Raw genomic sequence first — 26357 nt, 5'->3', positions numbered from 1 at the left:
GCGCTTGAGCGCTGGGGATAAGCCGCCCGGTTGTGATAGAATATCCTTAAGCTCCACCCCGTTCGCGGAGGGTGCAGCCATCCAAGTATCGGGGCTTCGGCCCCGTAGTTGGGGCGATGGCGTCCCCCACGGGCGTGCAGTGGCATCCCCACCAGCACGTCCGCGTAGCTCGCGCAGAGCGAGAAAGAATCCCCGCGCTTTAGCGCTGGGGAGAACGTCAATGCCTCCTCGCCGGAGAGTGCCGAACAACTTTTGCACGCTTTGGATCAACAAAAAGAAGAGGCCAAAAAGACGATTAAAGGATCTTAGAGGTTTGTTGTGAAATAATGTGTTTGAGTTCAGCAATTGCACGAGGCAGAGCATCATTTATAATAAGATAATCTGCCAATTGTTGGGCTTCGTTCACTTCTTGCTGCATAACCGGCCATCGTACAGCTAAATCGTGATCGGAAATCCCACGATTGAGTAAACGTTGATACAAGGTTTCTGGATTGGGGGGGAGTACGGCCACGATAGTTGACTGGGATGGCCAGCGTTGTTTGATAGTTCGAGCGCCTTGAAGTCCCATAGAGATAAGAACAATGTGATTTTGATGCAAAGCATCCGATAATGCTTGAATGGGGGTCCCGTACCATGTTCCGTAAAGATATTCACGCTCTAATAAGTCCCCTTGATGAAAGGCTGCGTCAAATTGCCCTGGAGTTACAAAAATGTAATCTCGTCCAGGCGCTTCGCCCGGTCGAGGGGATCGTGTTGTCCATGTCACGATGCGATGGGCCAATCCTTCCTGATGAAGGGTGTTCGCTAAAGTCGTTTTACCTGCTCCGCTAGGGCCTATCAGGATAAAAATATGTCCTTTCATAATTCTTTTCCCCATAGTTCTTCAAAATCATACCGTGCTGAAACGGGAATATCCTGAACAAAGATGTCTGGGGGCATGTTTCCAGGCAGATCGGCTCGCGTGACAATCGGTACGGGGTTAATGCCCAATAACATTGCGGCAGCCAACCGATGATGACCCTCCAAAACATAATAACGATTTTGAAATTCCAGTACCTCAATCGGAAATGACACATCATATCCATGTTCTTGCATAATCGGAACCAGTGTACGAATTTGCCCAATCATAGTCGCTAATTCTTGAGTAGGGATCAGTTGACGAGGATCAATCCATTTCATGAGGAAGACTCCTTCTCGAACGGTATCGAAAAATCTTCGGGAAGGGTCGAAACGATCACGTGACCGTCAGATTGAATCGTCCATATCAGAACGGACCCTCGATCAATGTGTAATTTTTCCCGGATGGCCCGTGGAACGGTTGTTTGATAACGCGGGCCATTTACCCGTGTAGTCACGGTTATCATATCTGCATCCCTCCGGGCATCATTATCCTGATACTCAGAACTATCATGATTGTTTATTGTATCATGTGTGCCAATCACAAGCAAGAACCTGGGGGAATGCCTGAAAAATCCGGTCATTGTGGGAGATCGAATGCCGAATGGGAAGCCGAGGATCCCTCAGCAAACGTAAATATCTGACAAAGGAGAGGTGTGCTATGAGTGTCATCCTGTTTTCCATCGCCCAACCACGCACGCCCTTTCTGCGGACGGTGGACTGGGGGGTGGGCGCAAAAAGCCTGTGGCGTGCCGCCGACCTATTCCGCCTTAACGGAAATCAATATTCCTGTTGAAGACTCTGAGCCGGCCACTCCTTGGCATATGCCCCCCGTCGTCCCCCGCCTTCGGTTAAGAAGGTGGGGATTTTTATGGGCGTCATGGCCCGCAATCATGTCTTTACGGGAGGTCGATCCAGATGTATCGGATCGTGCGCTTTTATCGGGATGGGCATCGGCGCGTCATTCAACGGGGATTAACGCTAGAGGACGCGCAAGCGCATTGCCGGCGAGAGGATACGCATAAGATTGACGAGCAAGGGCAAGTCGTGTGGTTTGATGGGTATGAGGAAGACCATTAGACGCCGAAGATGACCCGCGTGTTGGGGGAACGGAGGAGACATCATGGACGAGATGCTACAATGTTGGCGCTGTCGGCGGCCCGGGATCTATCAGTGTGGGGTCTGTATCAAGTCTTTTTGTGAGATCCACGGAGACCCCGATGCGGTGTGTGTGGTCTGTCACAAGTATGTTTGTGAGGCCCACGGAGAATCCGATGCCCTAGGCGATTTAGTGTGTGACGCATGCCGTCAGGAGATGCCGGAACTGTACGGGGACTGAGTATCCCATCGAAAATGCTTAGGATCCTGGGGGATAAAATGGTATGTCATATTTGCGGAACATCTATTCATCATACTACCGCCCGGTACGAAAGCGGGTGGGCTAATGCGTATGCAGACCACGAGACATCGTATTATTTTTGTTCCGATCAGAAGAATTAACGGTTCAACAGGTTCACAGCGTCAAAATCCAAGAAACTGGAAGGATGAGTGAACATGGCATTCATTTATACCCAACTGCCGCCGGGATATAGCCAACATGTGTTATCATATGCCGATCTCGATGGTTATGTGCCAGAACTAGGGGATTTTCCTAGTCAATTCCGATATCCTGACAAATATGTGTTTACGGAAGAACAGTGGAAAAACTGGGTAATGGAAGCGTATGAAGCTACGCAAGCCGCATTACTTGATTTTGCGGAGCATAACGGTGAGAGGGAAGTGTGACTAACATTTTCTGTGTTATCTCTAGCAGGGAGAAATATTGGGCGCGTTAAAGGCTTTGTCGTACCGTAAAGCTCCGAACGGTTCAGTCCATACGGAATCTTGGGAGCGGAAGTGTATCTTTAATCGAGCATTGTCACAAAGCTCATCGTTCAGACCGAGTCCGCGTAGGACTCGGCTTTTTTAGGCCGGTGAACGTCGGGATAACGAATGTTTCAAAAAAGAATCCCGTATGGTCCGGGCTGGGATTTATCGACAATGTAGTGAACAATGGAGGGATCACTCGGATGACCACAACAGTTTCGTTATCCATGTGGGATTTGGTGGATCAGCAGATATTAAGCGCAGAGACGGCCTATCGGCTCGTAACCCATGTTCGGCAACACCATCGCTTGCTGGTGACTGGATCATCAGGAACCGGTAAAACGACGCTCTTGCGAGCTCTTCTCCACGAAAGTTTGATGCCCGATCAATCGGTGGTGATTGTCCAACCACTGAACGAGTGGCCATCGTTGCCAGGGGCACGAGATCTGCGCATCACCGGACCGCTTACGATGTCTACTCTCGATCTCGTACAGACAATATCCCCTGATTACGTGATCATTGATCACGAAGGTGATGGTTCGGAGATTTTGCATGCTGTTGTTCATCATCCCTATCCGGGACTGCTGATGACGTGGAATACAGGGATTCAGCGTGATCCCGCGATCTTAAAGGCATGGGATCTCGTAGTGCGGTGCTCTCGGGATGTCCATTATCGTCGCACGGTCGAAATTATTCATGACATGGCCATTGATAACCTCTAAGCCAGCATTTTCGCCAGTGGTCCAGTAACGATTATTCCGTGTGGTTCAGGCATGGTCCGAAGTCTTCCAATGTTGGGCCATGCCTGAAAAGTTTTGCGGGATCAATCATGAAGTGGAATTGGGGAGCTTGTCGGAGGAGAACTTCTCAGCTAGTTCTGATGCTGACGGGTGGGATGATTTGCGAGTCTGTTCTAACCTTACGATGACCATTCCCCAATTGCATTTAGAAACTCCCAGATGTTTCCCCAATTCGGATAATTCTTATGGTGGAGTCTATGTTTGATTTGCCTACGTTAAATTGGATTGGAAAACGGGATGGTTAAGGGTGGGATGCCAGCGCGGACCAACGGTTCGGCAATCAAGGTCAAAGGAGGCATTGTTTGGGTTATACTTTATATTAATAACGCGTCACAAAAAGGACGGATAACCTATGGGTCAACCAGTACAGTTGAGCGACTTGAACGTCCTTCCCCAGGCGTGGCGCATTCGCTTGGCGGATGTGCTTGCGCTATTGCCTTCTTGTCGCATCGTTATTTGCTATGGTTCCCGATGGAATGGAATACCTCGCCCGTCAAGCGACTATGACATGATGCTGATCGGGGACAAACCGTTGAGGGATCAAGAGATTGTCGAATTAAGGCGGTCCATAAAGACGGGGTGGCCTGACGTTGATTGGCATTGGCTTTCGATCAAAGGGGCAAGAGCCAATCGGCTCATCAACCCTACGCTGAATTGGATCATGAAAACTGGGTACGTGCTCGGAGATGTGACGCTATTGGGCGAACCGGTTCCCACCCCGATTCTCAGTGTTCTGGGAGCGGCACAAGATGTCATGGTCGAGCTGGAAGATCTGCAACAGTGGGACGATCCGTGGGGGGGACGATGGGCGGGAATACCGTCAGTTGGCTAAGAGGCTCGTTGTGCTGGAACAAACGTTAAACGGCACCGCCAATAGTCAAAAACTGTCACGAGAAGTTCAACACATTATGGAATCGCCAGACGTTGGGGGCCTTCTGAAGCGGCGGACCGAACAGGTTATATGGCAAGCGCGCCATTCGACAGCCAATGCAGGAGATCGTATGCTGGAGTCTACCGTTCATGGCTAGTCGTAAGGATTCTCTCCGAAAAGCCGCTCATCTTTTCGGTTTGGCCGCTGCTCATTATGCGTTATTTGGCGAGGACTTTCGTGAAGGTGATATTTACAACAACGACGCTATCGAGGTTATGGAATCGTATAAACCCAATGCCGATAAGATCAATATGATGATTGATGAAGCATGATGGCGAGCCATGAAGAAAATCCGAAGTACTTTTGGCAACTCACAAAAGACGACTTTCGCAATATCAATGACACTGCCAAAATTGCTTATGCGCTAATTGACGATATGCTAGATCGATACCAGCTTTAGAATTGTTGCATGATAATCCTCGCCTTTCAATAGAACTGCTGATCCCGTCACATAAATGAAAGCAGATTTTTCGGCAAATAGGGTCGAAACAGTCCGAAACCACGTCTAGAGCGATCGGCGTAAGATGTGGTGAGTACACAATGGACGCCGAACCAGGACCTCAATCCGTCAGGTTTCGGCGGTGAGCAAGTTCATTGGACTGAGGCATCGGGGGCGCCGGACGTGATACAATCAGCTCAAACGTGACGTTCTTAACACCAGGATCGGGAGGGACCGCGGTGTCGGGGAATAATGTTTATCAATGGATTCCCGTGCGTTGGTCGTTAACGGGCTTACGCCAAGTCATGGGACAAGAAATTGCGAAGGTGACCCGTGACGAGCAATGGCGCACCCCGTTGCCCGGGACCCGCGCGACCTGGAACCACTTGCGTCAGATGGCCCAGGTTGTCCCACGGATCACTGTCTGGGAAGGTCCGTGGCTCCTGATGAGTGATGCTGCGGTGTTCACGGATGTCTTGGCCGGATATGAGGTAGCATCCCCCGATGAACAGGTGGCCATTCGGGAAGCGTTATGGTTTTGGGGGGCGTTACATTGGGGATATTATGCGAATGACACCACGTGGGCTCTCGCATCCTATTTGATGACCACTTGGCCGCCGGACTTTTGGAAAAGTCTCGTGCAGTGGCCATCCCGCCCGGTGCGAGATTGGTTGCGCCTCGAACGCCGGGTCATGTATCTGCGCGTCGCGATCGATGCCGCGGCCAAAGGCCGTGTTCAAACACGATGGGGGCAGGGCTGGATTGATTGCCGACCCTTAATCCCGAATACAAACGGGATCGAGAGATCCGAACCGATTTAGAGGAGACTTGAAGAAATGTTTTTAACAAATCAGGACAATGTTCATCAGGCTCTTAAAATGCTTGATAGTCATTCAGCGTGGCCACCTGATGCTGAGGCGGTCATTATTGTGGTTGGAGGCGCTGCATTAGCGTTTTATAATCCCACAACGATTCGAGAAACCGATGATCTCGATGGGATTTTGTTGACTTCCTCGGTTCCTTCGGAGCAAGTGATTCAAATGGCCGAGCAAATTGGCATTTCGTTTCGTGCGGGTAGTGTTATGTGGATGCCAGAAGATTGGGAAGACCGGATTCAATGGAGCAATTGGGAATTTAGGCATTTGCGGGTGGGATGGCTCGATCCGTATGATTGGGTTATTAGTAAGTTGGGACGTTGGATTGGGCACGATTCACATGATGTGGAGATGATTGCGGCTCAACTGGATCCGGAAACTTTGTATCATCGTGTGCGCCAAGCCCTCCCAGATTTCATTGGGGATGAGCAGCGCGTTCGGTGGAATTGGCGCGATTTGGTGGAAGGGATGCAATGGTCGCCTCACTTGCGGAACTTGTAACTGCATTGTAACGAGGTTAACCGAGTTAAATTGCCGAGATGCCTGATGCAGGGGCATCTCGCTTGCTTTTGCGGAGGGTGCCGTCTGCCCTGGGTGGTTCCGGGGATGCCTTTGACTAGCAGCCCAGGATAGATCCCCAAGGGTCAGCGGACGCTCGGGTTGAGCCCCGATGAACAAGGAGGCGTTGCCATCGTGTGGGCGTGGCTCATTTTGTTGGTGATGATCGGGTTGGGGTGGCATGTGGCGGCCATCCATCATTGGGTTCCGGCGGTGCCGTGGAATGGCGCGGCGGCCTGGCACGCCCTGTGGTCTCCGTTACCGTTTTCCGTCCCTCGGCCACCCGGGACATTGGGACGGATTCCGGGACGGCATTCTTCTCTGAGAGGAGTCATGTTGCCCTCACATCATGTTCCTATCGCGTGGGGAGCCATCGGATGGGGCGTGGGCTTGGGACTCGGCGGCCTGTGGGTGCTCATCGGGACACTGGCATGGCTCTATCACACGCCGGCGTCGGTTCGCAACGGCCAGACCTGGCGGGACTGGATGCTCTGGCGATGGCCAATGATTGTGCTGGGTACGCTGACTCATCAGCCATCATGGGTGACGGAAGCCTTTCACCGGTATCATCGGACATGGACGGCCGGGGGAAATTCCACGGGCATCGATCCGACGTGGCAAACGGTGGCCCACGTGTTGGATGCGGGATTGGCTCGGAGTTTGGGCGACGCCATCTGGATGACCGGGCCGGACGGGGGCCCTGTGCGCCGGATTCAGATTGTCGCGGACGGCGGCGGCGTCCATCCGGCGTGGTCCCATGGTTTTGATGCGGAGATGATGCAAGCCTGGATGCAATGGGCAACGCAATGGGCGGAAATCGCTTTGCATCACGCGGGAGTCCCCGGATCGTGGACGGTCTCGGATGAAGGCGTGGTGCACCGGGGACGGGATCCCCAACACGGACCGTCCCAACAGGTCGTCTCTGGCGACTTACCCTCTCCGGCCTCCCGGACGACGCAGGATGGGTTATCGGATACCACGCGATGGGGTGCGCAGGGATTGACGTGGCAGGATCTTCGGTCTGCCGCGCCGAATCCCCTGCCCTTGTTGACGACGCCGCTTCCCGCGGACCGGGTGCAGGAAGTCGTGCAGGTGTTAGCGCACTTAGGGTTCCCTGATGTGGAGGCCATCGGCGGGCAACGGGGTCTCACGGTCGATGTCGCCAAGATTCGCCCCCCGGCGGCGTTAGCCAAACGCATTTTGGCGGAATCCGCCACGCTCGCGGGGCAATTGGGGCATGGGAATCTGCCTTTGCGCATGACCTATGTGGATGGCGAACCCGGGGTCATTGCCGTGGAACGTCCCCGTCCGGATCGCCAATTTGTGGATCTGGTGACGGCGTTGGCACGAACGGATCCCGATGATCGGCAGAAAATTCAACGCATGGCGGTTCCCATTTGTTTGGGCGTGACTCCGAATGGCCGTGTTGTGTGGTCGGATATTACCACATGGCCCCATTGCCTGATTGGAGGGTCTACGAATAGCGGCAAAACGACGGTTATTTCCTCCATGCTCACCAGTATCACGATTACGATGTCTCCGTCGGATTTGCGGATTACGGTCGTGGATCCCAAAGCGGGATCATCCTTTCCCTGGATTTATCACATGCCGCATGTTGATGCCGTGTTGCTTGACCCGGAAGATGTTGTCGCCCTTGTCGCACAATGGGCCGATGAACAAGAAACCCGGTACAAACAATTTGCCAAATTAAAAGTCCCTGATTTAATTACTGCACGGCAGCGAGGCATCTTATCCTTGCCCTATCGTCTGTTAGTGATCGATGAATACAAAGATCTCAAGGACCATCTGGACAAGGAGACGCTGAAAGAGTTTGAACGGAACATTGGCCGATTAGGGCAAAAAGCCCGAGGAGCCGGGTTTTATCTGTGGATTGCCACCCAACATCCGTTAGCCAATATCATTAGTTCGCCCTTAAAAGCCAATTTGCCCACTCGCATTGCCCTGCTGACATCTTCCACATCAGATTCTCAGGTCATTTTGGATCGCCCGGGCGCGGAAACCCTATTGGGGAAAGGTGATGCGTTATTTCTACCCGCTGATGCCACTGAACCCATTCGCATCCAAGCTCCCATTGTTTCGCAAGAATCGCTTTGGACCTATATTATCGAGGCCTGGAAGAATCAACAAAACACCTGATAGCGGAACCTCGTCCATCCACTGCTACCGCATAGGCGGCCTACGGCCCCGAAAAGCTGACCACGCCGGTCTTCCCTGTGTACGCACGGGAGCCCGGCGTGGTCGTATTCCCGAGACGCCGTTCTGAGATGAAATGCTCTGTGATCGATCAGACACCAACACGGCGAAATGTGTGAAAGGAGTCGATTCTTCCGTGGCGACATCATCCCGATTCCCAGTCATTGTGCACTGTACCAATCATTTGACGAGGGCTGAGGCTCATCAGTATTGGGACGCGTTGCTCCGCGATGTGCTCTGGCCCCGCGCCCGACAATCCCCGATGGCGATCCCCAGTCTTGATCCGGACGCGCGTTCTCGCGATAATGCCGGGCAGGGGGAGGAGAATGCATCATGCGAGTCTTAGGTGTCGTCCGGGTCTCGACGAAAGAACAAGCCACGGATGCCCATTATAGTTTTGCCGCCCAGCGCACGCGGATTCGGGCTTATTGCCACGACCGCCACTGGGACCTCGTGGATATTGTCGAATATGTGCAATCCGGCGGATCGAATCGCCGGGAATTGCGCGAGATTTTGGCGCGGGTGCAACGGGATCAGATCCAGTGCATTGTCGTCAATGAATTGGATCGGTTGACCCGCGACATGGTATCGACCATGTTGTTTTTGGAAGAATTGCAGCGCGTCGGCTGTCGGTTTGCCAGTGTGTCAGACGATCTCGACCTCACAACGCCGGATGGTGAACTCAAAATGATGATGCTGGCAATGTTTGCCCATTACTTTCGACGGCAGCTATCCCGCAAAGTCAAGGGCGGCCAAGCCGAACGCGCCAAACAAGGTAAACGGCATGGAGAACGGCCGTTTGGCTATCGACCGCATGGGGATTCCTGGGTGCCCGATCCCCAGGAAGCGCCCGTAGTGCAACAGATCTTTCAGTGGTATCTTCAGGACCAATTGGGGTTTCGGGCCATTGCGCAACGCCTCAATGCGGCCGGAATTCCCGGTCAACGCGGGCGCACAGGGACGTGGGATGTCCGAACCGTGGAACGCCTCTTGCGGCGGGAAGCCTATGTGGGGGATACCATCTATGGACGATGGATTCAGGAGACGGATCGGGAGGGGCACACGCATGTCCGGCGCCAGACGCCGCAAATCATTCGGGACACGCACCCGGCGATTATTGATCGGGAGACGTGGAATCGGGCACAAGATCGTCTCCGAATTCGGCAGAGCCTGGGGCGACGCACCCATGATTCGCCGTATTTGTTCTCCGGGTTGGTGCGGTGTGGGGCGTGCGGCGCCTCGATGGTGGTGGTGCGGACCGGGCGGCGGCAACCCGACGGTCGCCGGGCCCCGGTCTATTGTTGTCGGGCCTATCACACGAAAGGACAATGCTCCACCGCGACCAAAATCCCGGTCGCCGATCTGGATGCCGCCGTCTTGGGGGCTTTGCGTGAGGAGTTCCGGCAAGTCCAAACCGCTCCGACGCCCGAGCAGGTAGCCCGATGGTTAGGGGATGATCCCGTGATGGCTCAAGCCCAAGCCGCGCGGCACCGGGCGGCGCAACGGCTGGCGGCGATCCCAGCTATGCTGGCGCGTGCCGAGGAGATGGCCCTCGCCGGAGCGTATACGATTGACGAATATAAGCAGGCGAAAGCCCGCTTGCTCGCAGAACAAGCCGAGTGCGAAGCCGTATTACATGCGCCTTGGCCGCAACTGGACGATCCGCAACGGCTGGCGGCGCGGGTCGCGGCCCTGATTCCGCAATTGGAAGCGGCATTAACCGCTGACGTCACCACCGCCCGGCCGTGGATTCAGTCGGTGGTCGAACGCATTGTCTGTCATCCCGGCCGACACATTACGGTGACGTGGCGCAGCGCGGGAGAGGAAGTCTGCCCAGTGGCCGTGGGGGCAGCCCAACGTCCATCCGAGTAGACGGTCCCTGGCACATCCCATTGCGCCACCTGGGACGAGTCTTTCTCGGACGATCCGTAGGCTCTCGCATTATCACCTACGACGCGAGCACTACGATAATGATCCAGATACCATTTTCGATAAAGACGTTTCCTTTTGGATCTCTCAATTTGGCGACGAGTTTTTGTCCCCGGGTATTCCACCATTGTTTCACATCTGACCCTCCTTTAAAATCGCGCCGCATCGTGGAAATTGCGGCACTTGAAGAATATCAGAATTTTTTGGGAGAATTCCTGCCCAATTTTTTACCATGAATATGGGATATGATTGCGAACAACCAAAACGGTCATGGGAAGAAAACCTTAACTCTGAGTTCACGAGTAAGATTGTCGGCGTATCTAAAGAGTAGAGAACACGACAAGCCTCTGGCGGTTCTCATAATTTAGAATACGAAAGCTGCCAATAGGTATATGATTTATCGCGCCGCCCTCAAAGCATACAGCGTATAATGGGTGTGGAGGATGAGAAAGAGGTGTCCTGGATTCATATGGTTGCTTAGGGGAGTTTCCAGCTATGGAATCCAGGGGATTAAGGCGGTGGCTTATGCACTTCGAACATATTGATCAGGAAATGATCCAAATTTCTTTGCCACCCAAGAATACTGTGGGATGCTTATTCCTTCGTTTTGTAGACTCGCGAAAAGTGGCGCAATCGGAGCCATTTCCCTTTTCTCCGTTGGTAGCGAGCAATCTCTCCCTGGTGCGCTGGGCCGTCGTACCGAACGACCAGGAATATGAACGACGTCTCCGTTATGCGCGCTCTTTATTCCCAAAAAGAGTGCTGTAGGTCAAATCAATTAGGCACCAAGACCCGGATTACGAGAACCCGATATCTGTTTAAGACTGGGATATCGCTTTAGCACTGGCCTTATCAAGAAACCAGTGCAGTTCACCATGAACCGGGTTTACGCGTGCCGCCGGAACATCACAGTGTTCCAAAAAGAGTTCGGAAATAATCGCCTGTTTGCTTTCTCCTGTCACTAAAAACGCGATCTGATGTGCGTGGTTAATAAGCGGCAGGGTAAAGGTATAACGCCACGAGTGGTGGCTTGGCACAAAAACATGCGCGACAATATCGTGGCTTTGAAGGACAGGTTGATCGGGAAACAACGAAGCCGTGTGTCCTTCTGGTCCGAGCCCGAGCAAGATCACATCTAATGACGGGGGATAGGATGCTGTGCCATTCGCCGTGAGATGGGCACGGTAATCTGCTAAGGCTAAGGGCGGCGAGTATTCTGTATACCAGCGGTGGATAGCCCATGGTGGGGTTTTGAGACGGGCTAATAAAGCCTTATTAGCCATTTGATAATTACTATCTGGATGAGTCGGGGGAACATCGCGCTCATCGCTAAAGAAGATTTCGGTCCGTGACCAATCGATTTGGCTTTGATACGGTTCCTGAGCGAGATACGAATAGAGTGCTTTAGGCGTGCTGCCTCCTGATAGGGCAAGACGAAAATGCCCGTGATCTTGAATAGCATTGTGTGCTTCTTCAATGAGCCAATGCGTCAGATTGTCGACAACGTCCTCAAGAGAAGGGGAAATATGGATATGGCCTCGTGGCATCGTAATCTAGTCTCCCTTTAACAAATTACCCGTTATCATTATGGCGTGCACATGATGGAAATAGTCTATACCCGTTCATTGAGAATTAATGCTGTCAAGGCTTGATCGAATAATTGGTCGTGACCGCGGTTGAGCAACTTGACCACGTCTGTAACCGGATCGGCAATATTACAGGGATCGACCATTTCATATAACACTTCCGAACCTTGATGGAGCTTTGATTGCAGTTCATCCTCGACTTCTTGCGAAGATAGGATATATGGGCCATGGTAAAAAGAAAAGGCCGGATCATCCGCGTTATGGATTTCGATCGGAATGATTTGTCCATGCTCGGTTGTTATAGTCATATAAGTAGGTTCAACATCGACAACCTGCCAATGCAGCCGATCCATGAGCCATCCCACTAATAAGCGCCAACCCGTAGACTTGGACACAGGCCACTCAATCACAATTTTGTCCGGATGTGTTAGGGTCCGTAGCCCTTCGGGATAATCGGTCAAGTTAGCCCAATGGGCACGCCATAAACCCAGGCGTTGCCAATAAAGATCATCCACGACCATTCCTAGCGGTTTTCCCGTGAGAATCGCCGTTTTCCATGGACCAAGACCCGTCTGCTCTGTATCAATCACCAAATGCGTAAACCCAGTACTCAAAAGATCCCAACGAAATCCGGGCAGGGGAGGAACCCCGAGCCACAAGAGATAGGCTGGGAGATCTGATTTAATCAACGACTGCACCAGATCAATCCAGTGATTAGCCAAGCCTCCTTTCAGATTCATCTGCACACACTCTGAGAATAAAATCGGCGGATCATTGGGTCTGCGGTAGGTAATGGTGGCGGAAAGTTGAGCGTCTACTTGGGTAGAAGTGTCATCTCCGTCCGCAGATATAGGATTAATAATTAAAACCCGTGCGGGATGTACCCGGGCAATTTTGCCGGCAAAGCCTATCCAGTCCGTGGTTGGGATTCCCTTCACATAGAGTCCCAAGGTCAGAACGGTCGCTGTCACCGGAATTACGCCCCCTAGTGATTGCGGGACGGAGGTGCGCAACAGTTCCAGAAGCTCAGGACCTTTGATATTTGGATGATCCCAGTGCAGTGTTTGACTCTCCACAAGAATTCCCCCACATTGAAAATTTTACGGTCGACGCCAACGAAATCCGTCGCGCGCGATCAATTCGTCAGCCTCGGGAGGCCCCCATGTCCCGGCCTCATAGGTCGGGATTGGACCTTTAGCGCGGGCCCAGCCGTTAAGAATCGAATTGACGAGGGTCCACGCGGCTTCGACTTCATCTTTTCGGGTGAACAAGGTGGAGTCCCCAATCATCGCATCGAGCAACAGACGCTCATAGGCTTCTGGAGCCTGGTCGGCAAACGATGTTCCATAAAGAAAATCCATGTTGACAGTGCGAATACGCACAATCGGTCCTGGCACTTTGGCACCAAAACGGAGAGCAATGCCTTCGTCGGGTTGAATTTTCAAGGTGAGTAAGTTGGGTTCTAAATCTGGTGTAGCAGTCTGACTAAAGAACCGGTGGGGCGCCTTTTTAAACTGAATGGCAATTTCTGTGGCGCGTTTGGCGAGCCGTTTTCCAGTGCGTAAATAGAAGGGGACTCCGGCCCAACGCCAATTATCGATGAGAAGACGCATGGCAATATAGGTTTCGGTTCGGCTATCTGAAGGAATATCTGGTTCATCTAAGAAGCCAGGCACCTTGATTCCTTCGATATAGCCTTCGTCATATTGGGCTCTCACAGTGTGCATAGCAATATCCCGGGTGGATAAGGGCCTAATGGCGCGCAACACTTTGACTTTTTCATCACGGACTGCATCGGCCTCAAACGCCACAGGTGGTTCCATGGCAATCATCGCCAAAAGTTGCATCATGTGATTTTGGACAATGTCTCGTAGGGCTCCTGCTGTGTCATAATACGTTCCGCGTCCTTCAATGCCGAGTGATTCCGCCACGGTAATTTGGACGTGGTCAATATATTGACGATTCCATAGGGGCTCGAAAATTCCATTAGCAAACCGAAAGACTAAGATATTTTGAACGGTTTCTTTGCCCAGATAATGGTCAATACGGAAAATTTGTTTTTCCTCGAAGACTTTGTGCAGTTGCGCATTCAGCTCTAAAGCGGAGGCCAGATCATGGCCAAACGGCTTTTCAACGATAATGCGAACCCATCCGTTGGGACTAGGCGAGACATTAAGACCCACTTGACCAATCTGTTCTGCAATAATCGGATAAAATGCCGGGGGAGTGGCTAAATAAAAGAGATAATTTCCCGGTAGATGCTGTTCTTCATTCAACCGGGTTAAGACATTGCGCAACTCGACATAGGCTTCCGGATCATTGAAATTTGCGGTGATATAATGCATGCCTTTGGCAAAGTGTTGAAAAATATTGGGGTCCAGTGGCTGGCGAGAAAATTGCTTGATGGATTGTTCCACTTCAGCGCGAAACGCATCGTCATCAAAGGGTTGTCGGGAAAATCCTACAACATTGACCTGATGTGGGAGCCAATGATCAACCATCAGATTGTAAAGAGCCGGGAATAATTTGCGATGAGCTAAATCACCCGCCGCACCAAAAATAATCATGGTGAAAGGTTGGGGACGACGGCTTTCTACGAGTCCTTCGCGTAGCGGATTTGTCACACTGTGAGCATCGGTCATGAGGGCATTCAATCCTTTCGCGCGGGAAATTATTCTGTTTTAACGGGATGACCACCAAAGGCGTTTCGCAAAGCGGCGATCACTTTGGCTCCGTAGGATTCTTCTTGTCGTGACGCAAACCGAGCAAATAATGAGGCGGTAATGACAGGAGCCGGAACATTCTCATTGATGGCTTCTTCCACCGTCCATCTTCCTTCCCCGGAATCTTCAATATAGCCGCGGATATTCTTCAAATCAGGATTTTGAGCATAAGCTTGTTCGAGCAATTCCAAAAGCCACGAGCGCACCACACTACCGTGATTCCACAAAGCGGCGATGGCGGGAAGATCTAACGGGAATTGGCTTTCCTTAAGAATCTCGAATCCTTCTCCGTACGCTTGCAACAACCCGTATTCTATGCCGTTATGAACCATCTTAACAAAGTGGCCGGAACCAACTGGCCCGGTGTGAAGATAGCCATTTTCGGGAGCTAATGTCTTAAAGACCGGCTCGCAATAATGGACGGCATCGTTTTCTCCCCCGACCATAAGGCAATAGCCGTTAGCGAGCCCCCAAATTCCTCCACTGGTTCCGGCATCAATGAATTCAATTTGCTGGGCACGACAGAGTTTAGCTCGCCTCATGGAATCGCGGAAATTGGAATTTCCGCCGTCAATAATAATGTCGCCCGGTGATAAGAGACTGAGCAGCGTTTCGAGGGTCTGCTCCGTGGGATCACCAGCTGGAACCATCATCCATACAACGCGCCGCGGTTCTAAAAAATTAACGAGTTCGGGAATTGAAGAAGCTCCTTGGACATCATTTTCTTCCTGTAACTCTTTAACGGGCTCAGGGTTGCGGTCGTAGGCGACCACTTCGTGGCCGCCTAGTACTAACCGCTTTACCATATTTCCGCCCATCCGTCCCAATCCAATCATGCCAATTTTCATATTCATCGCCTCACTTTACGTTAATGGTTTGAAGAACTTCGGCGAGTTGCGCCAATCCTGGAGCCAATTCCCCGTCAAACAAAATTCGGACAACCCGTCTTCCATGCGCTTGCAACGCCTCGTAGTCTCCAATAGCTTGCGCCTGCATTAAGGTGAGAAAGTCAAAGGGTTCGCCAGGTATCAACACCTTTTCACCTTTCATCGCAACGAGTTGGATAAATAGACCATGGTCGTTCCCGCCTTTATGCAGTTGTCCGGTGCTGTGGAGAAAGCGGGGGCCGAATCCTAACGTTGTGGGAAGCTTCCAATTTCGACCGATAATTGCGCGGACTTCCTGTAACTGCGCCCAATTTTCTTCAGTAGGATTGACATAAGCCATGATGGCAACATAATCACCGGCTTGATGGGTATTTAACAGCGATTTGAGCACATCGCCGAGTGCTGACTGACTCGTGGACAAATGCGCAGCAGACCAGCGCATTTGGTCGAGTTGGCCAAGTTCTGTCACAGCTGGTAACACTTTTTCCGTTTCAAACTGCTTTAGAACACGTTTGGTATTATCTTTGCTTTCCTGGACATTGGGCTGATCAAACGCATCAATTCCCAAGACTGAGCCAGCAATGGCCGTGGCAAATTCCCACCTAAATAATTCACCACCCAAGGAAATGCGGTTAGCCATAGGCAAAATAATCACAGGATGACCATGCTGACGTAGCTCGTTAACGTGTTCCATTAATTCGTTATCCGGTTCACTGTCGAATTGATAAGCAATAAACAAGCGATCAGAAGAATAGTCTTCAACGGGTAGCCATGGTTCGTGGGCGATAGGTAATAGGCCTTTGCCTTCTTTACCGGTAGACTCCGCAAGCAATTGTTCAATCCAGTCGGAGAAGGCACTCAGTGCTTTAGGCATGAGCAGGGTCATTTTGTCCCGTCCGTTGTTGGCAAACGAACCCATTAAAGCGCCTAAGAGTGCGCCGGGATTTTCTAAGACGTCGTCCACCTTGCACATTTGCTGCATCTCCTGCGCATTTAACAAGAGGGCATCGATATCGACACCAGATAAGGCGGCAGGAACCATGCCAAACCATGACAAGGCGGAATAGCGCCCGCCAATATCTGCTGGATTGAGAAAGATTTTACGAAACTGGTAATGTTCGGCTTCCGATACGAGAGCTGTACCGGGATCGGTAATGGCAATGAAGTGTTCTCCCGGTTTGCTGCTAACATGACTCACGGCGTCAAAGAAGTAACGGAAATATTCCTGGGGTTCAGTGGTCGTGCCTGACTTACTGGCCACAATAAAGACGGTTGTGGCCAATGGTAAATTATTTTTCAAAGCGAGAACTGCATCTGGGTTGGTCGAATCGAGAATCTGCAGTTTTAAATAGGGAGCGGGGGCGGGGAAAATGTGCCGGAGTACATCGGAGATTAAACTGCTGCCGCCCATTCCCAGCACAACAACGTCGGTATATCCTTCGTCGATTAATTGTTTAGTGAATGCTTTGAGATTCTTGGCGTCTTTGGCTACAGCTTCCGGGACAGAGAGCCATCCTAACGCATTCTTTATAATGGCTTGATGTTCCGGTTCTGATTTCCACAAAGAAGCATCATGTTGCCATACCCGTTGCACAGCTTTTTGTTGATTCAGATGGGATACGGTTTCCGAAGCCGTCGACCGCAGAATGTTTTGATTCCAATCGAATGGTTCAGCTTCTCCAGTAATTTCAGCCCGTTTGCGGCGAAGACCTTGGAATAGGGTGACAAATGAGGCGGAGAAACTGTCGACCCCTTCTTGCAGGAGTTGGTCAGTGACAGCTTTCATCGAGATACCATGCGATTCAAGTTCCTGAATAACGTGATGAGCTTCATCGAGATCTTTATCGACAGTGCGTGCGACTTTAACATGATCGAGAACTGCCGAAACCGTTTGTGGAGGCAAGGTATTAACCGTGTCCGGACCAATTAACGTGTCGACATATAAGAGATCGGGGTAGGCAGGATTTTTGGTACTGGTGGATGCCCATAATGGCCTTTGAACCATAGCCCCGTGGTTCTTTAAGGCTTCAAAGCGGGGACTATTGAAGTATTTTAAGAATAACTCATAGGCCAGTTTAGCATTTGCCACGGCTGCTTTCCCTAAGAGGGATTCGGGTAACCCCTTTTCCTTTATTAAACGATCGACGAGGGTATCCACTCGACTGACGAAAAAGCTGGCCACTGATGCAATGCGGTCAATCGGTTGACCCTGGGCTAAACGGTCTTCCAGTCCGGATAAATAGGCATCCATGACCTCTTCGTAAGCTTCTAGACTAAAAATCAGGGTCACATTGATATTGATGCCTTCGGATAATAATTGCCTGATAGCGGGAATCCCTTCGGGAGTCGCTGGCACCTTAATCATCACATTGGGCCGTGCCAATGTGTGAAAGAGGCGTCTGGCTTCTTCGATAGTTTTGTCAGTGTCTTGGGCCATTGTCGGCGGGACTTCCACGCTAATGTAACCATCGACACCATGGGTCCGGTCATAAACCGGTCGCAATAAATCGGCGCCCCGTGCAATATCTTCGAGCACGAGTGTGTCATAAATTTCCTGAAGCGATTTGCGTTCTGCCACCAATTTTCGTAAGGCATCATCATAGTCATTGGACCCATTAATGGCCTTTTCAAAAATCGTTGGGTTAGAGGTCACGCCGGATATTCCTTGAGCGATGAGATGGGCTAGTTCTCCGGAATCAATGATGCCGCGCCGAATGTTGTCATACCAAATACTTTGTCCCAACTCGTTGAGACGGTGAATTGCTGTGGTCATAACCATCCCCCTTAGTTTAACGGTGCAGTAATTGATGCGCTTCGTCGATAATGTGTTGTGTTGTAAAGCCGAAGTGCTCCATAAGGTCTTCAATTTTGCCGGATGCTCCGAAAGTTGTCATGGCAATAATTTTGCCCTCTGCACCCACAAAACGTTCCCAGCCAAAGGCTGATGCGGCTTCTATCGCAATGCGTTTGGTCACATGAGGCGGTAAAACATGGTCCTGGTAATCTTTGGGCTGGGCAGCAAATAATTCCCATGAAGGCAGGCTGACGACGCGGACTAAGATACCTTCTTGAGCAAGTTTTTCATAGGCGGCATAGGCAATACCCACTTCGGAACCTGTTGCCATAAGAATAAGTTCGGGATGGGGCGAGTTTTCGGCCAAGATATATCCACCTTGTCGTAATGAGGCGGTTTTGTCTGCAGGTAATGTGGGAACTTTTTGGCGTGTGAGGGCCAAGGCGATGGGTTTATCCGTCGTGGTTAATGCGACTTTCCAGGCTTCTTTGGTCTCATTGGCATCCGCCGGACGAATAACCAGAATATTGGGCATGGCCCGTAATGCAGCTAATTGTTCGATAGGCTGATGGGTAGGACCGTCTTCGCCTAATCCGATAGAATCATGGGTCAAGATATAAATGACCGGTTGATGCATAAGACTGGACAACCGTATAGCCGGCTTCATGTAATCGCTGAAGATTAAGAAGGTTCCTCCGTACACGCGTAAGCCGCCATGCAGTGACATACCATTTAATGCGGCGCCCATCGCATGTTCGCGCACACCGAAGTGTAAATTACGGCCGCTGGGATTTTCCGCCGAGAAATCGCCACCATCTTTTATCGTGGTGTTATTCGAGGGACCCAGGTCCGCCGATCCTCCGATTAAGTTCGGGAAATGAGGAGCAATAGCATTAATAACTTTTCCAGACGCGGCGCGAGTTTCAATCATTTCACCCGGATTGAAAGAGGGCAAATCTTCAAAAATATTTTCGGGAAGAATATGATCAAATGCTTGCGTTAATTCGCGAGCTAATTCTGGAAAACGTTCTTGATAGGCGGAAAATAGTTGATTCCACTGGGCCTCTTCTTGTTGACCCTTGGGCACGGCTTCACGGAAGTGTTTTAAGGCTTCATCAGGAATGTAAAACGTCTTGTCTTCAGGCCAACCATAGGCTTCCTTAGTCAGTTTAACTTCCTCTTCGCCCAGAGGTGATCCATGAGCTGAAGCTTTGTCTTGCTTGTGGGGACTGCCGTAACCAATGTGGGTTCGTACAGCAATCAAAGAAGGACGATCTTGTTGTTGGGCTCGCTTAATGGCTTGTTCGATAGCATTAACGTCGGTACCGTCTTCTACACGGTCCGTGTACCAGCCGTAGGCATCGAAGCGTTCTAACACATTCTCAGAGAAAGCAATATCTGTATTGCCCTCAATAGAAATATGGTTATCATCGTACAAATATATTAATTTGTTCAGTTTTAAATGGCCAGCAAGAGATCCTGCTTCGGAACTGATGCCTTCCATTAAATCGCCGTCGGATACAATGGCATAGGTATAGTGGTCTATTATCGGAAAGTCTGGGCGATTATAACGGGCTGCCAAATACCGTTCGGCCATCGCCATTCCGACACCTGTGGCAAATCCTTGCCCCAACGGTCCGGTAGTGGTTTCAACCCCAGGCGTGTGACCATATTCAGGGTGGCCAGGTGTTTTTGAGCCTAATTGGCGAAAATGCTTCAGCTCGTCCAAAGATAAGTCATATCCCGTTAAATGAAGGAGAGCATAAAGTAGCATGGAACCGTGACCGGCCGACAAAATAAATCGATCCCGGTTTAACCACTTGGGATTATGGGGATTATGTTTAAGAAATTTTGTCCATAAAACATAAGCCATGGGCGCAGCACCCATAGGTAAACCAGGATGGCCAGATTTGGCCTTTTCAACAGCATCGATCGCTAAAGTTCGAATGGTGTTAATGGATAATAAGTCTAACTCCGTGGGGGTCATGACAACGCTCCTTTATTAGTGGTGTTGCGATGTGTGCCTGAACTTGTGAAGACAATGGGCTCGGTATGTAGGCTGTTCATCTTTTAATCATTTTAGTAGTCCTTGCAGGGATTGGCAACTTGCCCCATTATAGATGATGAAATAATCAGACCTTGGAAGCAGTTCACACTTTGAGCATAGACAACGTGTTTTTCAAAGATTTTCAGTCGTTTAATGGCTTAATTAAGGAGGTTTCCTGTTGGCATACTTTGCTGGTGTCGATATTGGCGGCACCAAAATTGCGATAGGAATTGGAACAGAGACAGGGAAAATTTTATTTGAAAGTCGGTTAGTGACAGCGGATTGGCATTCAGGCAGTGATGCATTAGATGCCATAGCCCAGGAAATTCAACATTTGTGTCATCAAGCACACATTGCATTAGAATCGATTTCCTGTGTGGGAGTTGGATCGCCTGGACCTCTTGATGGAGGAAAGCTATTAAAAACGGCGAATTTGCCTTCTTGGGAAGGTCTGGATTTACAAGCTGGATTAACACTGCGCACAGGTCGTCCTACCGCGGTAGAAAATGATGCGACCGCAGCAGCTATTGGCGAATGGCTTTTTGGAGCCGGACAGGGGCTACAGCATTTTGTTTACGTGACCGTGTCGACGGGAATTGGTGCCGGTATTGTCGCTAACGGATCCCGTTATGCGGGAATCCAAGGGAACGCTGGGGAACTCGGTCATATTGTTTTGAAACCCGATGGCCCGTTATGCCGCTGCGGCCGTCATGGCTGCCTGGAAACATTGGCCTCGGGAACGGCGATACAAAAAGCCGCATTAGAACAAGCCAACCACAGCCGCTATCTGAAAAGTCTTTCGGTAATCAATACGTCCGCCGTATTTGAGGGAGCACGGCAAGGTGATGAGACATGTCAATCCATTCTTTTTGAGGCTGGAAAATATCTGGGCTTAGGATTGTCATATCTCGTGAATCTTTTTAATCCTCAAGCCATAATCCTTGGCGGAGGGGTTGTGGTGAACCAACCTCAGTGGTTGGACACCATCAAAACATTTACGGCGGACTATAGTATGAAAGAGCTGTTTCAAGCGGTTTCCATAAATTTAGCACAACTTGGAAAGGATTCGGGATTGCAAGGTGCCTTAGCAACGGCCATTACGAGTCAAGTCTAAGCGCGAGTAGGGATGCCGCCCAATTGGGTGGCTCTCTCGCCGGCCGCTTTTAGGGCTTGATGCATGATATCCTGCCATCCGGATTGATCGAGGACTTTCAGCATGGCTTCGGTTGTTCCACCTGGGGAAACAACTTGCTCTACCAATTGTTGTAAACTTTTATCGCTATCGACTAAGGCCAATTGCGAAGCACCTTGCACCATGTAAGCAGCCAGTTCACGGGCTTGATCAGCAGGGATTCCAAGATCCTCGGCAGCATGGATAATTGATTGTAAGAACACGTAGACGTAAGCTGGGCCACTTCCATACAAGGCCGTCATGGGGTTTAACAGATGTTCGGGCATTTCCACAACATGCCCTAGGAGATTCAAAAGGGACAAAATCCATTCTTTACGGTCTTCGGATACCTGATCGAAACTAATACCCGTTACCGAGGTGCCTATTTCTGAACAGATATTGGGCATCGTACGAACAATACCCTGTTCCGGCAATAATTGGCGAATTTGAGCAATAGCAATGCCTGCGGCGACCGATAACACGGTGGTGGTTTTAGAAATTAAGGGTTTCAATTGGGCAATGGTTGCGATCATGTCCTTAGGTTTTACGGCAAAGACGACCAAATCCGCATCAATAATCACTTGCGGATCAAATGTCACAACCTTTTGTTCTTCAGCACTCCAACCTTTGGTTAGATATGTCTTGGAACGAGCTAATACATAAATATGAGCATGTGCTACACGTAACCATCTCGAGACAATAGCATGTGCGATATTGCCCGGTCCTACGACAACAATTTTTTTGGACATCCGGTTTTTCCTGCCTTTCCACTCCAAGATTCCCGAAGGTTATCTGATGAAAAATAGGTCATACCGAGCACAATGCTTAGAAAACAAAAAACCCCATTGTCCTAAGGACGAACGGGAGTCGCGGTACCACCTTAGTTACACACTCAGAGGTTACACGAGTGTGTATCTCATACCTCGATAACGGGAGGGAACCGTCTGGTTGGGAACTCATGAGATGGGACAGACTGCTTTACGACGGCCTTGCACTCACTACCGTTCGCTGGACGTAAGAGGCAATCTTTAGTCTCAGTCATCGCTAATACTATGAAATTTTATACAAATTCTAAAGGGTGAGATATTCCTTGTCAAGATTTTTTGTGGGCAAGTCTTTGGTTTCTAACGGCAATTTGTTAGCATAGTGTCTATGAAAATGACAAAATATCCGTATCCTATATGGCCTTGGCAATTGAGTCAAGGATTCCCATGGCCGCGCCTACAGTTTTTACGAACATCGGATCCTTTCCGCTTAGATAGTGGCGACGTGTTGCCGGAATTACTCATCGCCTATGAGGAATGGGGACAAATCGGAAAGGGTACCCCGATCATTATTTTTCATGCCTTAACGGGCGACAGTCATGTGACCCGTCATACCTATCAAGATAGTGCAGGTTGGTGGGATAATTTAGTCGGATTTGGGAAGCCCATTGATTTACACCAATATCATGTCATTTCTTTAAATGTGTTGGGAGGAGCCATGGGATCCACGGGACCGCATTCTCCTGCGGAAGATGGACATCCTTATGGAGGGCGTTTTCCTAAACTTTCCTTATTCGATATGGCCCGTGCAGCCAAGATTCTGATAGACGCTGTTTTGGGCGATCGTGACAAACCCCTAGTGATTGGTGGTTCCATGGGGGGGATGATGGCGTATGCCTACGCCATGCTGTATCCAGAGACCCTTCGTGGTATTTTGACTATTGGTTCCCCTATTTGGCATTCACCGTGGGCGATTGCCTTTCACACTGTGGGACGTCAGGCTATTATGTCAGATCCATATTTTAATGGTGGGAACTATTATTTGACTGGTGCCTATCCCAGTCAAGGATTAGCCCTGGCACGGATGGCGGATATGATTTCCTATCAAAGCCCCAAATCTATGGAGACAAAATTTGGCCGATTATATCAGACGCCCGAACGCGATGAATTCCAAATTACGTCGTATCTTCGGTACCAAGGACAGAAGCTGGTCCGACGGTTTGATGCGAATACTTATATTCGAATTACTGAAGCCATGGACCGGTTTGATTTGCGCGAGGGAGATCTGTCAAAACTCCGGAATGTGCCTGTCTGGATGGTAGGTATTACTAGTGATCAATTGTATCCCTATGACGAGATCCGGCAACATGCCAACATCCTCCGGGACGCCGGGATTAATGTGCGCTTTGAAACATTACATTCTCCCTGGGGCCATGATAGTTTCTTAGTGGATATTGTTCCCATGGGAAAGATATTACGACGATTTTTACAAGTAATGTCTCATGCGATGGTGAATTAGTATAGATTTTCGTGGTGTCGTTCATCCTGTCTGTATGCGTACAGAATATGTGATGATGCTCAAGAATGACAAAACTTTTTACGCGAGTCATATTCAGTGGGACGCCTATGGCATTCATGTCTGGGGACGGTGGGCAGATCAGAGGACAGCCCATTCTTATTTCATTCCTTTGGCATGGATAAAGAGTATAGAATTTGTAGGGAGTTCACCGAGACGGTCACGGCCAAGACGCTATCGACATTCTCATTATTGTAAAGAGTATAAAGAAGGATATTGTGGGGACCACGGCGAAACAAGCGTCAGACAGCAGCATAGAAGGAGATTAACAACATATGGCCGTCGACGCCGTAACTTTTTTCGACCGCGATAGTCGTCCCTATCTGATTCGAGAAGCGACTGAAGAGGACGCATTAGATATTATCACTGTGATTAAGGAAGTCGGGCAAGAAGGGCATTTTATTGCCAACGAAGGAGAGTACTACACCCTCGAACAACAACGCCACATTCTACAAAATCGGAATCCAGCGATTCAGCTAATTTTGGTGGCGTTAGTCGATAACCGCGTGATTGGAACCCTTGAAGCTATCCGGGGCACATTCATGAAAAATCGACATGTGGCCACTATGGGGATGGTTCTTCGTCCGGGATTTCGTGGTCAGGGGCGAGGTACGGGACTGATTAACGTCCTTGAACACTGGGCGCGGCAGCACGAGATCGCCAAAATTGCTATTTCCGTTTTTGAAACCAATGTTTCAGCCTTGCATTTCTACCAGCGCCACGGATTTGTGATGGAGGGCAGGCGTCCTAATCAATTCGTTATTGACGGGAAAATGGTAGCAGAAATCTTTATGGCTAAATACATAGGCCAGTAGGGGGTTAGTTCCCTAAAGCCTGTATGTATTGCCAAAACTCGTCATCATCACCCGGAGCAGCAACGGCTAATTCCACAGCTTTCTCTGCGGCATCGCGCATGGATGCTGAATAAAAGTAGAAGGTCTGTCGACTTTCTACCACTCGGTCGTTGTGATCCGGATGTCCTGCCCATGCCGCTGCAAAAGCCCACGCATTTAATAACACCCGAATTTCTTCCTGGCGTTGCTCCCAAATCGAATCGATGAGTTCTTCCAAAATCGCATGCTGATTGCCCACCCAAGGTGTCCCCCCAACAAGGCGATGACTGAGTGCGTGGAGGACTTCATCACGATGACGTTCACTTAAATGATCCCAATCGAGTGTGGCTTGGGGTGGTTCCATGACGGGATGATCGCGGTAATCACGTTTTACCCATCCTAGTCGCTCGAGTTGCCTTGTGTCATCGGGACTGAGGACCTTTTGAGGAACTGTTCCAAATAAGGCCCCCTCCGTAACGTGCTGCGTATCAATTTGCGATTTTAATTCATTGTCCAGTCCGAAGTTCAAGTCTGCCTTCTCTTCCATTCAAGACCTCCCTTTCTTTCTTTCTTGCTTTCCATGATGGCTCTTCTCTATTTTTGTTCTCTTGATGCCAAATATCATTCGGCCATATTCTCCGTGACTACCAACTGAATCTTGTGCGAGGATAATGACAAAAGGCCCAAGGGTTTTATGGCTGACATGCTGCGTATGGCCACTATTATAACGGATTTAGTTAACCGATTCGAATCCACTGTCCCGGATTCTTATTTCTCCCAAGACCCGTCACTTGAGTGCATAAGTCTTTAGGAAGGCGGCTACGCTAGCCATACAAGCAAAGGGGGAGAATCATGAAAAAGTCACTTGTAACCCTTTTGGTGTTGTCGGCAATCTTTTCGGGTTTTCTTGGCGGGTGCGGGAGCCAGTCTAGCTCTCCGGCACATCAAAGTAATCACGGGGCACGTAAAACCGAATCGAATACGCGTCACGCCACCAAAACGGTGAATCGAAAAGTCAATAATCCATCAAATGGGCATACGACCACCCATAACGATGCGTCAGGGGTGAGTCTTACGCAAGGCGCAAAACTTTATGCCTCCACATGCCAATCGTGCCATGGAAAAGCGGGAGCGGGAACCAGTCAAGGACCCAAGTTGGCGGCTTCCCCCACCGTGGTCTCGCGGTTTGGCACGGAAACGGCATTGGAGGCGTTTATAGCCCATAATATGCCCGCGACTAATCCCGGGTCATTATCGAGTTCACAATCGCGTAATGTTTCGGCATACATTTGGAATCTGGCTAAAAAATAACAGGGATTGTCAGGTGAAAAAACCCTTCTCATGAGGTAACGGCATGAAGAAGGGTTTTTGTTGTGGATTTCCATCGTGAACACGACAAGTCATGGTCATGACAAACTGAGTCCGATACACGGACTCGCGGGTTTGTGACTATTCGATCATGGACCA

At 50.2% G+C, this 26357-nt stretch carries 26 protein-coding genes and 1 pseudogene; 16 read left to right on the top strand and 11 right to left on the bottom strand.

The window, feature by feature from the left end:
• Positions 1-295 precede the first annotated feature (295 nt).
• From B8987_RS00785 to B8987_RS20175, 3 genes are read right to left on the bottom strand one after another with little or no spacing between them, the layout of a single operon-like run.
• Positions 296-862, bottom strand: coding sequence for a guanylate kinase (locus B8987_RS00785; protein WP_176213121.1), 567 nt, complete (start codon positions 860-862; stop codon positions 296-298).
• Positions 859-1179: a ParB/RepB/Spo0J family partition protein gene (locus B8987_RS00780; RefSeq protein ID WP_084660670.1), complete on the bottom strand. Its 321-nt coding sequence runs from the start codon at positions 1177-1179 to the stop codon at positions 859-861. The genes B8987_RS00785 and B8987_RS00780 overlap by 4 nt, the downstream gene beginning before the upstream one ends.
• Positions 1176-1364, bottom strand: a complete 189-nt coding sequence (locus B8987_RS20175) for an AbrB/MazE/SpoVT family DNA-binding domain-containing protein (RefSeq protein WP_084660669.1) — start codon at positions 1362-1364, stop codon at positions 1176-1178. Before B8987_RS20175 ends, B8987_RS00780 begins: the two co-directional genes overlap by 4 nt.
• Before the next feature lie 451 nt (positions 1365-1815).
• Between B8987_RS20175 and B8987_RS19530 the strand changes: the two genes are divergently transcribed.
• From B8987_RS19530 to B8987_RS00735, 12 genes and pseudogenes are all read left to right on the top strand, one after another.
• Positions 1816-1977: a hypothetical protein gene (locus B8987_RS19530; protein ID WP_176213120.1), complete on the top strand. Its 162-nt coding sequence runs from the start codon at positions 1816-1818 to the stop codon at positions 1975-1977.
• A gap of 126 nt (positions 1978-2103) precedes the next feature.
• A pseudogene (locus tag B8987_RS20170) lies at positions 2104-2154 on the top strand (hypothetical protein); the annotation flags it as partial.
• 297 nt (positions 2155-2451) lie between these two features.
• Entirely contained in the window at positions 2452-2682 is a 231-nt protein-coding gene (locus B8987_RS00770) for a hypothetical protein (protein WP_084660668.1), read from the top strand.
• 284 nt (positions 2683-2966) lie between these two features.
• Positions 2967-3485: a P-loop NTPase family protein gene (locus B8987_RS00765; protein WP_084660667.1), complete on the top strand. Its 519-nt coding sequence runs from the start codon at positions 2967-2969 to the stop codon at positions 3483-3485.
• 430 nt (positions 3486-3915) lie between these two features.
• Positions 3916-4395, top strand: a complete 480-nt coding sequence (locus B8987_RS00760; protein WP_242940605.1) for a hypothetical protein — start codon at positions 3916-3918, stop codon at positions 4393-4395.
• Between the two features lie 10 nt (positions 4396-4405).
• A complete protein-coding gene (locus B8987_RS19905) occupies positions 4406-4591 on the top strand; it encodes a hypothetical protein (RefSeq protein ID WP_242940604.1) in 186 nt (61 codons plus the stop codon).
• On the top strand, positions 4584-4766 hold the full coding sequence (locus tag B8987_RS00755) for a hypothetical protein (protein WP_242940603.1): 183 nt from the start codon (positions 4584-4586) through the stop codon (positions 4764-4766). The genes B8987_RS19905 and B8987_RS00755 overlap by 8 nt, the downstream gene beginning before the upstream one ends.
• A gap of 406 nt (positions 4767-5172) precedes the next feature.
• Positions 5173-5754, top strand: coding sequence for a hypothetical protein (locus B8987_RS00750; protein WP_084660666.1), 582 nt, complete (start codon positions 5173-5175; stop codon positions 5752-5754).
• 15 nt (positions 5755-5769) lie between these two features.
• On the top strand, positions 5770-6309 hold the full coding sequence (locus tag B8987_RS00745; protein WP_084660665.1) for a DUF6036 family nucleotidyltransferase: 540 nt from the start codon (positions 5770-5772) through the stop codon (positions 6307-6309).
• 192 nt (positions 6310-6501) lie between these two features.
• Positions 6502-8523 (top strand): FtsK/SpoIIIE domain-containing protein, encoded by a 2022-nt coding sequence (locus B8987_RS00740; RefSeq protein ID WP_084660664.1) that lies wholly within the window; start codon positions 6502-6504, stop codon positions 8521-8523.
• 193 nt (positions 8524-8716) lie between these two features.
• Positions 8717-8926, top strand: a complete 210-nt coding sequence (locus tag B8987_RS19230) for a hypothetical protein (protein ID WP_139793436.1) — start codon at positions 8717-8719, stop codon at positions 8924-8926.
• Positions 8914-10452 (top strand): recombinase family protein, encoded by a 1539-nt coding sequence (locus B8987_RS00735; RefSeq protein ID WP_084660663.1) that lies wholly within the window; start codon positions 8914-8916, stop codon positions 10450-10452. The genes B8987_RS19230 and B8987_RS00735 overlap by 13 nt, the downstream gene beginning before the upstream one ends.
• Positions 10453-11327: 875 nt before the next feature.
• Here the strand turns inward: B8987_RS00735 and pgl are convergent.
• The 6 genes from pgl to tkt all read right to left on the bottom strand — a co-directional run bounded on the left by pgl (position 11328) and on the right by tkt (position 20486).
• Positions 11328-12056 (bottom strand): 6-phosphogluconolactonase, encoded by a 729-nt coding sequence (gene pgl / locus B8987_RS00725; RefSeq protein ID WP_020374451.1) that lies wholly within the window; start codon positions 12054-12056, stop codon positions 11328-11330.
• Positions 12057-12121: 65 nt separating this feature from the next.
• The gene (locus B8987_RS00720; RefSeq protein ID WP_020374452.1) at positions 12122-13171 is read right to left on the bottom strand and encodes a glucose-6-phosphate dehydrogenase assembly protein OpcA; all 1050 of its coding nucleotides are present in this window, start codon (positions 13169-13171) and stop codon (positions 12122-12124) included.
• Positions 13172-13195: 24 nt separating this feature from the next.
• Entirely contained in the window at positions 13196-14737 is a 1542-nt protein-coding gene (gene zwf, locus B8987_RS00715) for a glucose-6-phosphate dehydrogenase (protein ID WP_020374453.1), read from the bottom strand.
• Positions 14738-14766: 29 nt separating this feature from the next.
• On the bottom strand, positions 14767-15666 hold the full coding sequence (gene gnd, locus B8987_RS00710; RefSeq protein ID WP_020374454.1) for a phosphogluconate dehydrogenase (NAD(+)-dependent, decarboxylating): 900 nt from the start codon (positions 15664-15666) through the stop codon (positions 14767-14769).
• Positions 15667-15676: 10 nt separating this feature from the next.
• Positions 15677-18478 carry a bifunctional transaldolase/phosoglucose isomerase gene (locus B8987_RS00705; RefSeq protein ID WP_020374455.1) on the bottom strand — a complete coding sequence of 934 codons (2802 nt, stop codon included), beginning with the start codon at positions 18476-18478 and terminating at the stop codon, positions 15677-15679.
• Positions 18479-18494: 16 nt separating this feature from the next.
• Positions 18495-20486 (bottom strand): transketolase, encoded by a 1992-nt coding sequence (gene tkt, locus B8987_RS00700; protein WP_020374456.1) that lies wholly within the window; start codon positions 20484-20486, stop codon positions 18495-18497.
• Positions 20487-20724: 238 nt separating this feature from the next.
• Between tkt and B8987_RS00695 the strand changes: the two genes are divergently transcribed.
• Positions 20725-21660, top strand: coding sequence for an ROK family protein (locus tag B8987_RS00695; protein ID WP_020374457.1), 936 nt, complete (start codon positions 20725-20727; stop codon positions 21658-21660).
• Here the strand turns inward: B8987_RS00695 and proC are convergent.
• On the bottom strand, positions 21657-22466 hold the full coding sequence (proC, locus tag B8987_RS00690) for a pyrroline-5-carboxylate reductase (protein ID WP_020374458.1): 810 nt from the start codon (positions 22464-22466) through the stop codon (positions 21657-21659). The genes B8987_RS00695 and proC overlap by 4 nt on opposite strands.
• A 403-nt stretch (positions 22467-22869) precedes the next feature.
• Here proC and metX point away from each other — a divergent pair, with 403 nt between their 5' ends.
• Positions 22870-24000 carry a homoserine O-acetyltransferase MetX gene (gene metX, locus B8987_RS00685; RefSeq protein ID WP_028962433.1) on the top strand — a complete coding sequence of 377 codons (1131 nt, stop codon included), beginning with the start codon at positions 22870-22872 and terminating at the stop codon, positions 23998-24000.
• A gap of 332 nt (positions 24001-24332) precedes the next feature.
• Complete coding sequence (locus tag B8987_RS00680; protein ID WP_020374460.1) at positions 24333-24872, top strand: GNAT family N-acetyltransferase; 540 nt, start codon at positions 24333-24335, stop codon at positions 24870-24872.
• Positions 24873-24876: 4 nt separating this feature from the next.
• On the opposite strand, the gene B8987_RS00675 is transcribed toward B8987_RS00680, so the two are convergent.
• The gene (locus B8987_RS00675; RefSeq protein ID WP_084660662.1) at positions 24877-25437 is read right to left on the bottom strand and encodes a hypothetical protein; all 561 of its coding nucleotides are present in this window, start codon (positions 25435-25437) and stop codon (positions 24877-24879) included.
• 305 nt (positions 25438-25742) lie between these two features.
• Here B8987_RS00675 and B8987_RS00670 point away from each other — a divergent pair, with 305 nt between their 5' ends.
• Positions 25743-26201 carry a c-type cytochrome gene (locus B8987_RS00670; protein WP_020374462.1) on the top strand — a complete coding sequence of 153 codons (459 nt, stop codon included), beginning with the start codon at positions 25743-25745 and terminating at the stop codon, positions 26199-26201.
• The last annotated feature ends 156 nt before the right edge of the window (positions 26202-26357 follow it).

The organism is Sulfobacillus thermosulfidooxidans DSM 9293 (assembly GCF_900176145.1).
Lineage (GTDB): Bacteria > Bacillota > Sulfobacillia > Sulfobacillales > Sulfobacillaceae > Sulfobacillus > Sulfobacillus thermosulfidooxidans.
The sequence above is the reverse complement of the archived record's forward strand: the minus strand, read 5'-3'. Positions and strand labels throughout refer to the sequence as shown.